The sequence below is a fragment of the Bradyrhizobium sp. UFLA06-24 genome, from assembly GCF_054967145.1.
In genome coordinates this window covers 66,229-76,673 of record NZ_JADFUE010000032.1, presented here as the reverse complement: position 1 = coordinate 76,673, position 10,445 = coordinate 66,229, and the positions used below count along the sequence as shown (strand labels likewise).

9 protein-coding genes are annotated in these 10,445 nt (G+C 64.7%); 4 read left to right on the top strand and 5 right to left on the bottom strand.

Going from position 1 to position 10,445, the window contains the following annotated elements; all coding sequences use genetic code 11:
- Positions 1-196: 196 nt before the first annotated feature.
- On the bottom strand, positions 197-1,693 hold the full coding sequence (locus IF809_RS24055) for a sensor domain-containing diguanylate cyclase (RefSeq protein WP_128964122.1): 1,497 nt from the start codon (positions 1,691-1,693) through the stop codon (positions 197-199).
- 144 nt (positions 1,694-1,837) lie between these two features.
- Between IF809_RS24055 and IF809_RS24050 the strand changes: the two genes are divergently transcribed.
- The gene (locus IF809_RS24050; RefSeq protein WP_164938977.1) at positions 1,838-2,101 is read left to right on the top strand and encodes a DUF7662 domain-containing protein; all 264 of its coding nucleotides are present in this window, start codon (positions 1,838-1,840) and stop codon (positions 2,099-2,101) included.
- 185 nt (positions 2,102-2,286) lie between these two features.
- Here the strand turns inward: IF809_RS24050 and IF809_RS24045 are convergent, their stop codons facing one another.
- The gene (locus IF809_RS24045; protein WP_453981946.1) at positions 2,287-5,163 is read right to left on the bottom strand and encodes an EAL domain-containing protein; all 2,877 of its coding nucleotides are present in this window, start codon (positions 5,161-5,163) and stop codon (positions 2,287-2,289) included.
- A gap of 139 nt (positions 5,164-5,302) precedes the next feature.
- Positions 5,303-6,301 (bottom strand): NAD(P)H-quinone oxidoreductase, encoded by a 999-nt coding sequence (locus IF809_RS24040; RefSeq protein WP_128964123.1) that lies wholly within the window; start codon positions 6,299-6,301, stop codon positions 5,303-5,305.
- 127 nt (positions 6,302-6,428) lie between these two features.
- Here IF809_RS24040 and IF809_RS24035 point away from each other — a divergent pair, with 127 nt between their 5' ends.
- Both IF809_RS24035 and rcdA read left to right on the top strand, forming a co-directional pair.
- The gene (locus IF809_RS24035; protein ID WP_128964124.1) at positions 6,429-6,620 is read left to right on the top strand and encodes a DUF1192 domain-containing protein; all 192 of its coding nucleotides are present in this window, start codon (positions 6,429-6,431) and stop codon (positions 6,618-6,620) included.
- 486 nt (positions 6,621-7,106) lie between these two features.
- A complete protein-coding gene (gene rcdA / locus IF809_RS24030) occupies positions 7,107-7,616 on the top strand; it encodes a protease adaptor protein RcdA (RefSeq protein WP_128964125.1) in 510 nt (169 codons plus the stop codon).
- Between the two features lie 159 nt (positions 7,617-7,775).
- Here the strand turns inward: rcdA and rpmE are convergent, their stop codons facing one another.
- Entirely contained in the window at positions 7,776-8,003 is a 228-nt protein-coding gene (gene rpmE, locus IF809_RS24025; protein ID WP_011084323.1) for a 50S ribosomal protein L31, read from the bottom strand.
- Between the two features lie 201 nt (positions 8,004-8,204).
- On the opposite strand from rpmE, the gene IF809_RS24020 reads away from it, so the two are divergent.
- On the top strand, positions 8,205-10,055 hold the full coding sequence (locus IF809_RS24020) for an ABC transporter ATP-binding protein/permease (protein ID WP_462838736.1): 1,851 nt from the start codon (positions 8,205-8,207) through the stop codon (positions 10,053-10,055).
- A 137-nt stretch (positions 10,056-10,192) separates the two neighbouring features.
- On the opposite strand, the gene IF809_RS24015 is transcribed toward IF809_RS24020, so the two are convergent.
- A complete protein-coding gene (locus IF809_RS24015; protein ID WP_128964127.1) occupies positions 10,193-10,444 on the bottom strand; it encodes a hypothetical protein in 252 nt (83 codons plus the stop codon).
- Between the last annotated feature and the right edge of the window lies 1 nt (position 10,445).

Genomic DNA, 10,445 nt, shown 5'->3' with positions numbered 1-10,445 from the left:
GTCTCCGAAGGATTTTGCGGCCGCCAAAGCCGAAACCTCTCGATCAGCGAATTAGTGAACATGCACAATTGCGAGCGAAGCGAAGCAATCCAGAGATGTTTCCGCGCAGGAAGTCCGGATTGCTTCGTCGCGCCAGCGCAAAATTGCTACGCAATTTTGTCGCGGGCTCCTCGCAATGACGGCGAGAGAGTAGGCCTCACGCCACCAGCGATAGCTGCGGCAGGCTCGCCACCACCGATTGGTTGCGGCCGCCGGCTTTCGCGGCATAGAGCGCCTTGTCGGCGGCCGCGACCAGGATCGGCCAGTCCATGCCGGCGCTGGGCACGAGGCTGGCGATGCCGCAGGAGACGGTCGATCCCGTCCCGCCGTCGGACCAGCCCTGCACTTTGGCGCGAATCGTCTCTGCGATCCTGAAGGCGTCTGCGGCCGAGGTGTTCGGCAACAGCACGGCGAATTCCTCTCCGCCATAACGTGCGGCGCAGTCGCCGGCGCGACGAACCGAATCGGAGATGCAGATGGCAATGCCGACCAGCACCTGGTCGCCGGCCTGGTGGCCGAACGTGTCATTATAGGCCTTGAAGTGATCGGTATCGATCATCAGGAGCGCGAGCGGCGTCTTCTCGCGCATGGCGCGCCGCCATTCGATGTCGATGACGGCATCGAACTTGCGGCGGTTGCGCAAGCCGGTGAGCGCGTCCGTCGTCGCCATCTCCTCGAGCTTGCTTTCGGCTTCGGCGCGGCGGCCGATCTCGCGGGCGAGCACCAGCGTCGAGCCCAGCATGAACAGGATCAGCGCGACCACCACCGCGCCGATGCGATAAGCTTCCTTCTGCCAGAGCTGGAATACGGCGCCCAAGGGTTTGCCTGCGACGACAAACAGCGGACCGGAGCCGCTGCTGCGCACATAGAGACGCGGCGTCACGTCGACAGGTCCCTTGCCGGCATAGGATCCGCCCGCCCTGAGGTTATCGGGCTTCCAGTCCTGCCGCGTTCCCAGGTTCTTGCCGATGACGTCGAGATCGAACGGCCGCCGCATCATAATGGTGCGGTCGCGCTTGAGCACGGTGATGGTGTCGTCGGGATCGAGGCTGAGCCGCTCGAACAGCTCGTGGAAATAGCTGAAGCGGATCGACCCGGCCACCACGCCCATGAAGCCGCCGTCGCTGTCGCTGATGCGCCGGCTCAGCACGATCGAATAGGCGCCGCGGAACAGCATCGGCCGGCTGATGAACAGCCCGGCTCCGGGATTGTCGCGGTGAACCGTGAAATAGTCCTCGTCGGCGCGGTTCTCGGCTTGCGGGTCGAGCGTGGACGCGTCGATGGTCAGCTTGCCGTCGGCATCGAACACCTGGATGGCGCCGAAATGCCGCGCCGTCGTGGCATGGTCGAACAGGATGAGCTGGCGGATCGGCTTTGCAACGGTGGCGATCTCGGGCAGCAGCATGTTGCTGGCGACCGCCTTCAGTGACAGATCGTAGACCTCGATGTTGCGGCTGATGTCGGCGTCGATCGTCGTCGCCAGGTTCTCCAGCGTCTGGCGGGCGAGCGCCTCCTCGCCGCGGCGCATGTCGAGCATGACGTTGACGCAAATGGCGGAAAAGCCGATCACCGTCACGACGGACGAGATGATCAGCAGCTTCGCCGAAATGCGCCACGGCCGCCGGGCCGTGACGTCGCGCCATCCAGACAGCATCGATTGCTCCTGCCGTTACTGGATGCACCTGAAATGTTGCACAGTGTTTAAGCCGCGACTTGGCTGCTGCAATGAGTTAAGAATTGGTTTCCGCGGATCACGCTTTTGCGCAGATCAGGCCGTGGATAAAGGATGAGGACGGCGGTGAACGATTACGACGCGCTCCGCGATTACCTACTGCGGCAGAAGCAGACGGAATTCGTGCTGAGCTTCGAGCAGATCGAGGAGATCATCGGCGCGGCCCTGCCGCGCGCGGCCAACCGTGCCTCATGGTGGGATAGCCTGCGCAGCCCCGACATCCAGATGCCCCAGCGTGAAGCCTGCCTGGCTGCCGGCTTCGTTGCGACCAGGATGCCTGACGGCCAGAGCGTGCGGTTCACGAAGCGGAAGAAGGACGGGCGAAGGTGAAGGGCTAAAATCTCTCGCCGTCATCCTGAGGTGCTCGTTCTGCAACGCAGGACGAGCCTCGAAGGGCGACGGCCCGGCTGCATCTCGGCCGCTCATCCTTCGAGGCTGGCCAAGCGCCGCTTCGCGTCGCATGGCTCACGCCCCAGGATGACGGTTTGATATTGCGCGCGAGTCGAGAGATCAGATCAGCTCGCCGCTTCCAGCCGCACTTCCGTGAGCAGCCGCATCGCCGCATCCGCATCCATCGGCTCGCCGAAGGCGAAGCCTTGCGCGTATTCGCAGCCCAATTGATAGAGCTCGACCGCGTCGGAATCCGTCTCGGCGCCTTCCGCCACCACGTCCATGCCGAGATCATGCGCGAGCGCGATGATCGACTTCAGGATCACCGGCCGCGTGCCGCGATTGGTGGTGCGGACGAAGGACTGGTCGATCTTGATGGTGTCGAACGGGAAGCGCTGGAGATAGGCGAGCGAGGAATGGCCGGTGCCGAAATCATCGAGCGACAGCCCGGTGCCGAGCTCTCGGATCCGCGTCAGCATTTGCGCGGCGTGCTCCGGATTCTCCATCACCAGCGATTCCGTCAATTCCAGCTTCAGCGTGCCGCGCGCCACCGAGGAGCGCGACAGCACGGTGCGGATGTCGTGGATGAGGTCGTGGCGCAGGAGCTGCCGGGAGGAGACGTTGACACTTGCGAAGATCGGCTCGCGCGAGCGCATCGCGCGCTGCCAGACCGAGAGCTGCTTTGCGGTCTGGTCGAGCACGAACATGCCGAGGTCGACGATCAGGCCGGTCTCTTCCGCGACGGTGATGAATTCCGACGGCGCCATGCGCCCGAGCTTGGGATGGTCCCAGCGCACCAGCGCCTCGAAGCCCGCGACCGAACGATCCTCCAGCCGCACGATCGGCTGGTACAGGATCGTCAATTCCTGCCGCTCGATGGCGCGGCGCAGCTCGCTCTCCAGCGTCAGTCGGTCGGTCTTTCGCGCGCGCATCGCGGGCTTGTAGACGTCGATGCGGTCGCCGCCGATGCGCTTGGAATGATACATCGCAAGCTCGGCGTCCTTGATGATCTCGTCCGTCAGTTGCGTCTGAGGGTCGGACAAAGCGAGCCCGATCGACGCCGTCAGGAAGATCTCGCGGTCGTTGAAGGCGATCGGCGCGCGGATCGTCTTGCGGATGGTCTCGGCGAAGGCGGTGATGCGGGCCGGGTCCTGCTCGGACAAGAGGATCAGGCCGAACTGGTCGCCGGCAAGCCGCGCCAGCGTGTCCTGGGGTTTGAGGATGCGGGTGAGACGGCGGGCCAATGTCAGCAGGATGGAATCGCCGACCGCGATGCCGACGGAATCGTTGACCTGCTTGAAGCGGTCGAGGTCGATCACCATCAGCGTCGGCCGCAGCGTCGGCATGGTCTTGGCGAAATTCGCCACCGCGCCCAGCCGGTCCATGAACAGCTTCCGGTTCGGCAGGCCGGTGAGGTTGTCATGCACGGAATCGTGCAGCAGGCGCTCCTCGGCGTTGCGCAGCTCCGTGACGTCGGTGAGCGTGCCGACCACGCGCGAGACCTCGCCGTCGGAGCCGACCACCGGGCGCGCCTTCAGCGCGAACCACATGAAATGGCCATCGGGGGTGCGCAGGCGGAAATCCTGCACCAGGCGGCCGCGGCGCTGGTCGAGCACGCTGTCCAGCGCGGCGCGGAACCGGTCCTGGTCGAGCGGGTGCAGCACCTCGAGCCAGGAGGCCGCCGGTCCCTCCAGCGTGCCGCGCTTGAGGCCGAGCAGGGCTTCGGTCTCGGGGCTGGTGAAGACCTTGTCGGCGGAGACGTCCCAGTCCCAGATCAGATCGCCGGAGCCGGCCAGCGCGAGCGCGCGGCGTTCGATGTCGGATACCACGCCGGTCGTGGCACCGCCGCCGGCAAAGGCGTGCTGCATCACCGTGAAGCCGATCAGCATCACGATCAGCACGAGGCCGCCGAGCAGGGCAGGGCCGACGATATCGTTGGTGACGGAGCCTGCCACCGTCATGCCGGCCGCGACCACCCAGACCACCAGGAGGAACCAGGTCGGGATCAGCAGCACCGCACGGTCGAAACCGTGGGTCGAGAGATAGACGATCAGCGCGAAGCCGGCGAAGGCGATCAGCACCAGCGAGATGCGGGCGATGCCGGACGCCACGGCGGGGTCGAACAGCGCGAGCGCGACCAGCGAGCCAAGGAAGGCGAGCCAGCCGACCGTGATGTGCGAATAGCGTACATGCCATCGACTGAGGTTGAGATAGGCGAACAGGAACACCAGGAGTGTCGCTGCCAGGATCGCTTCACCCGCCGCCCGCCAGATGCGCTCGGCGTTGTTCGACATATCGAGCACCTTGCCCCAGAAGCCGAAATCGACCCCGATATAGACCAGCACCGCCCAGGCCAGCGCCGCGGCCGCCGGGAACATGATGCTGCCCTTCACTACGAACAAGATGGTGAGAACGAGAGCCAGAAGTCCGGAGATTCCGATCACGATGCCTTGGTAGAGCGTGAAGGAGTTGACCTTGTCCTTGTAGGCTTCGGGCTCCCACAGATAGAGCTGCGGCAGCTTGTCGGTGCGCAGTTCCGCGACGAAGGTGACGACGGCGCCCGGGTCGAGCGTGACGCGGAACACGTCCGCGGTCGGGCTCTCCTGCCGGTCGGGCCGGTCGCCCGTCGACGGCGTGATGGTCGCGATGCGTGACAGGCCGAGGTCGGGCCATAGCAGGCCCGAGGACACGATGCGATAATGCGGGGCGACGATCAGACGGTCGAGCTGGTCGTCGGTATTGTTGGCAAGCGCAAACACCACCCAGTTCTGGCCGCCCTCGCGGGCGCGCACCTCGATGCGACGGACGATGCCGTCGGTGCCGGGGGCGGTGGAGACCTGGATGCGGTCCGTGTCGCTGCGCTGATGCTCGAGCACACCGGTGAGGTCGATCGCCGGCGCGTCGCCGCGGACGCTGACGGCGTCAAGCGCGCGTGCAGGCGACGCGGCGACAAGAATCATGAGGCCCAGCGCAATGGGCGCGAGGCACCTGATCAGACGCAAGGTCAGTTCTCCGCGTTCGACGCAAACTCAGTCTGCAAGACGATTTCACGCCGAACGGAAGTGGTTCGGCGGTTCGCGATAGATGCCACGAAAGCGAGGAAAATCAAAGGGTTTCCGCCTCGCTTGGTGGGTCAGCGGCCTAGACCTCCAACACAATTTTGCCAATATGTGCCGAGGTCTCCATGCGCCGGTGTGCGTCGGCGGCCTTTTCCAGCGGGAAAGCGCTGTCCATCAGCGGTTTGACACGGCCCTCGCGCAACAGCGGCATCACTTTCGCTTCAATCGCAGCCACCATCGCCGCCTTGTCCGCATTACTACGGGGCCGCAAGGTCGAGCCGGTATGGGTCAACCGCTTCACCATCACCTTGGCGATGTTCGCGGTGATCTTGGGACCGTTGAGGGTTGCGATCTGTACGATACGGCCGTCGACGGCGGCGGCATCATAATTGCGGTCGACATAGTCGCCGGCGACCATGTCGAGGATCAGGTTGACGCCGACCTTGTCCGTCTCTTCCTTGACGACAGCGACGAAGTCTTCGGTCTTGTAATTGATCGCGCGGTCGGCCCCGAGCTTGAGGCAGGCATCGACCTTGTCCTGCGAGCCCACGGTCACGAACACCTTGGCGCCGAACGCCTTGGCGAGTTGGATCGCCATGGTGCCGATGCCCGAGGAGCCGCCATGGATCAGCAGCGTCTCGCCGGCCTTCAGGCCGCCGCGTTCGAACACGTTGTGCCAGACCGTCATCAGGGTTTCCGGCAGCGCACCGGCTTCCTTGATCGACAGTGCCGAGGGCACGCTCATCGCCTGGGCGTCCTGCGCGATGCAGTACTGCGCGTAGCCGCCGCCGGCGACCAGCGACATCACGATGTCGCCGACCTTGTGCCGCTTGGCGTTGCTGCCGACCGCGACCACCTCACCGGCGATTTCCAGACCGGGCAGGTCGCTGGCGCCGGGCGGCGGCGGATAGGCCCCGGAGCGCTGCGCGACGTCGGGCCGGTTGACGCCGGCAGCCATCACCTTGACCAGGATCTCGTCGGGACCCGGCTGCGGAAGGGGGCGTTGTTCCGGCACCAGCACCTCGGGTCCACCGGGCTTGGAGATGGCGACCACGGTCATTTGCGCGGGCAGCTTGTCCATGATGTGTCCTTGAGCAAAGGTGCGAGGGGAACGAGGCCTTTGATTAGCCAGCGCAGTCCGGGCTGGCAACCGCCCAAGCCGTATATCAAGCGTGTGGTCCGGTCCGCGGACGAGAGGAGGAAGGACGATGGCGATGGAAGACGACGACCGTCCGCGCAAGAAGGTCACCCACGAGATCGGACAGGATCTCTCACTGTTGTCGGTCGAGGAACTGACCGAGCGCGTCGCCTTGCTGAAGACCGAGATCGGCCGACTGGAAGAAGCCGCCACGAAGAAGCGCGCCTCGCGCGATGCGGCGAACAGTTTCTTCAAGACGTAGGCGTCGCGCCGAACTCTTTCCGCCGTCATTCCGGGGCGCGACGAAGTCGCGAACCCGGAATTCATCAGGCAGCACAGACGGCCGCGCAATGGATTCCGGGCTCGGCGCTACGCGCCGCCCGGGAATGACGGTGGAAAGAGCACGCTGTTACACTCGTCCAATGACCGACATGACTAACGAACTCTCAAAAATTTAGCTCGTTTACGCGCCATTAAGCTTTCGAGTTTATGACTGGAACTGTCCTCGTTTGGACACCGAGTGGCTCCTGTCCACTCTGTTTGACGCCTCCCTGTTATCAACTTTCAAAGCCGCCGGTCTCCGGCGGCTCTTTTTTTGTCCATTTCCGGTTGAATTTCTGGGGGATGACCCGCGGAAACCATATCCGCGCTTGTCGCTGGACTCCGCCCTTTCTGCGCGCAATGATTTGTTCATCATAACCCGGCGCCAAAGCCGGACAGGTAAACAGTTGCGTAAGGGGCGTTAACCATGGAACGTTTGCAAGCCGACGGTGCTCTCGTTCAACTCAGCGAGCGATTCACCAATTCTGCGGCCTTTGGCGCTCTGTTCCGCGAAGGCATGGATCTGGTCGAAGAAACCGCGGCCTACCTCGACGGCGCCGGCCGTACCGAGGCCAAGGCGCTCGACCGTGCCGTCAGCCTCACTTACGCGACCGAGAGCATGCGTCTGACCACGCGCCTGATGCAGCTCGCCTCGTGGCTGTTGCTGCACCGCGCCGTGAAGGAAGGCGAGATGACGCTGGTCCAGGCAAACCGCGAGAAGACGAAGGTCAAGCTCAGCGCCGCCGATCCCGGCCCCGCCGACACCATCGAGAAGCTGCCGGCGCAACTGCAGGACCTGATCCATCGCTCGATGAGCCTGCAGACCCGCGTGCGCCGCCTCGACAGCTCGATCCACAACCCGCCGGCCGAGCCCATGTCGATCGGCAATCCGCTCGTGCCGCACCTCAACGCCCTGAAGGCCGCGTTCGAGCGGTAAGGTCTATCAGTCGTCATTGCGAGCGCAGCGAAGCAATCCAGAAATCCCCCTGCGGAGACAGTCTGGATTGCTTCGCTGCGCTCGCAATGACGAGGTTCCCAAAAACAAAACGCCCCCGGCTGTCCGGGGGCGTTTTTGGTCTCCAGCCTTGCGGCGGGATCAATCCTTCTTGAGGAAGCCCGAGAACTTCTTCTGGAAGCGCGAGACGCGGCCGCCGCGATCCATGATCTGGGCGTTGCCGCCGGTCCAGGCCGGGTGCGATTTCGGGTCGATGTCGAGGTTCAGCGTGTCGCCTTCCTTGCCCCAGGTGGAGCGGGTCAGGTACTCGGTTCCGTCGGTCATCACGACCTTAATCGTATGATAATCCGGATGAATTTCGGCTTTCATGGCAATTCCTAGGGCGACCGGCGCCTTGCTTGAGTGACTATCGAATGACGGATTTGGCCGGTCTATACCTCACGGGCCCCCTTAAAACAAGCCATTGTGGGGACAGGAGAACCGGGCGGTCCCCTAAGGGACTTACCGGATTTGCCACTACCCTTGCACCGGCCTATGTGGGGTTATCTCCTCTTCCTTAGGTCCGATCTCATGAGCGCAGTGGAACGGCTTGACGACCAGTACCGCGACGCGCGCGACAGCGCGCCGGCGGAGGCTCCCTCGGTCGAGGCCGAGCTGATCGAGCAGCCCGCCAAGAGTCGCGCCAAGCTGCGCCCGCTGATGGCCCTTGCGCCCTATGTCAGCCGCTATCGCGGCCGGGCGGCGCTGGCCTTTGTCGCTCTCACGGTCGCTGCGCTGACCACGCTACTGGTGCCGGTCGCGGTGCGGCGGATGATCGACTTCGGCCTGACGCCCGAGGGGATCGAGCTGATCAACAGCTATTTCTCGGTGATGATCGCGGTGGTGGCCGTGCTCGCGCTCGCGAGCGCTTCGCGTTACTATCTGGTGATGACGATCGGCGAGCGCATCGTCGCCGATCTCAGGCGCGACGTGTTCGGCCATCTGCTCTCGCTGTCGCCGTCCTTCTTCGATTCCGCGCGCAGCGGCGAACTGGTGTCGCGGCTCACCGCCGATACCACGCAGATCAAATCGGCCGTCGGCGCCTCCGTGTCGATCGCGCTGCGCAACCTCATGATGTTCTTCGGCGCTGCGGCGATGATGGTGATTACCAGCCCGCGGCTGTCAGGCTTCGTGCTGCTGGCCATCCCGCTGATCGTGCTGCCGCTGGTCGCCTTCGGCCGCTGGGTGCGGCGGCTGTCGCGCAACGCGCAGGACACACTGGCCGATGCGTCCGCCTATGCCGGCGAGCTGGTCGGCGCGATCCGCACCGTGCAGGCCTATACCAGCGAAGGGCTGGCCGCGAAGCGCTTTGGCGGCGAGGTCGAGCAGGCCTACGAGGCCGCGCGCACCTCCACGCAGGCTCGCGCCGTTCTCACCGCCATCGTCATCTTCATCGTGTTCGCAAGCGTGGTCGGCATCCTCTGGATCGGCTCGCATGACGTCCTCACGGGTACGATCACGCCAGGCCGGCTCGGCCAGTTCGTGCTCTATGCAGCCTTCGCGGCCGCCGGTCTCGGCCAGCTCAGCGAGGTCTGGGGCGAGGTGTCGGGTGCATCAGGGGCCGCCGAACGGCTGTTCGAGATCTTGCACGTGAAGCCTGAGATCGCAGCGCCCGCATCGCCGCGCGCGCTGCCGGTGCCGGCCCGCGGCGAGGTCGGCTTCGATCGCGTCAGCTTCGCCTACCCCGCACGGCCCGACGTCAATGTGCTCGATGCGGTGTCGTTTGCCGTGCGGCCCGGCGAGAAGGTCGCGATCGTCGGCCCGTCCGGCGCCGGCAAGAGCACGATCTTCCATCTCCTGCTGCGCTTCTACGATCCGCGCAATGGCGCGATCTCGCTCGACGGCGTGCCGGTGAAATCAGCCGACCCGCGCGATTTCCGCGCCCGCATTGCGCTGGTGCCGCAGGAATCCAACGTGTTCGCGGCGAGCGCGCGCGAGAACATCCGCTTCGGCCGGCCCGACGCTGATGATGCCGAGGTCGAGCGCGCCGCCGAGCTCGCGCATGCCGCCGAGTTCATCCGCCGCCTGCCGGAAGGTTTCGACACCCCGCTCGGCGAACGCGGCGTGACGCTGTCGGGCGGCCAGCGCCAGCGTATCGCGATCGCCCGCGCGATCCTGCGCGATGCGCCGTTATTATTGCTCGATGAAGCCACCTCGGCGCTCGATGCCGAAAGCGAGACCTTGGTGCAGACCGCGCTCGAGGAGCTGATGCGCCACCGCACCACGCTGGTGATCGCGCATCGCCTCGCCACCGTGTTGTCCTGCGACCGCATCCTGGTGATGGACCAGGGCAGGATCGTCGAGCAGGGCACGCATGCCGAGCTCGTCGCCGCGAACGGGCTCTATGCGCGGCTGGCGAGGTTGCAGTTCGAGGGGGCTTAAGAGCTCTCTCCACCGTCATTGCGAGCGCAGCGAAGCAATCCAGACTGCATCTGCGGGACGACTCTGGATTGCTTCGCTGCGCTCGCAATGACGCGTAGAGGGAGTCTCGCATCCCACCGTAACTGCGCTCGCGGAGTCTATTTACACTTCGGCGAGCCCATCGGCACGTTGGGCCACGGCCAGTTCTTCCAGCTCCCGCCTTCGCCGATACAGGCCGATCCGCCGTCGGCGGGAGGCTGACTGTTCGTCGGAGTTGGCGGATCCTTGCTCTCACTTGCAGCCTTGGGCGGCGGGGCCAAGCGCTGGTCGACATAAACGGTCGACACGTAACCCGCGACGATCACGCCCAGAAAGACCGAAGATCCTTTGGCCAGGTCGTTCAGCCGCATC

What these genes read in the sequence shown, in the direction of transcription:
- IF809_RS24055 (WP_128964122.1), bottom strand. Translation starts at nt 1,693, where the DNA reads ATGCTGTCTGGATGGCGCGACGTCACGGCCCGGCGGCCGTGGCGCATT.
- IF809_RS24040 (WP_128964123.1), bottom strand. Translation starts at nt 6,301, where the DNA reads ATGGACAAGCTGCCCGCGCAAATGACCGTGGTCGCCATCTCCAAGCCC.
- IF809_RS24035 (WP_128964124.1), top strand. Translation starts at nt 6,429, where the DNA reads ATGGCGATGGAAGACGACGACCGTCCGCGCAAGAAGGTCACCCACGAG.
- rcdA (WP_128964125.1), top strand. Translation starts at nt 7,107, where the DNA reads ATGGAACGTTTGCAAGCCGACGGTGCTCTCGTTCAACTCAGCGAGCGA.
- rpmE (WP_011084323.1), bottom strand. Translation starts at nt 8,003, where the DNA reads ATGAAAGCCGAAATTCATCCGGATTATCATACGATTAAGGTCGTGATG.
- IF809_RS24020 (WP_462838736.1), top strand. Translation starts at nt 8,205, where the DNA reads ATGAGCGCAGTGGAACGGCTTGACGACCAGTACCGCGACGCGCGCGAC.
- IF809_RS24015 (WP_128964127.1), bottom strand. Translation starts at nt 10,444, where the DNA reads ATGCGGCTGAACGACCTGGCCAAAGGATCTTCGGTCTTTCTGGGCGTG.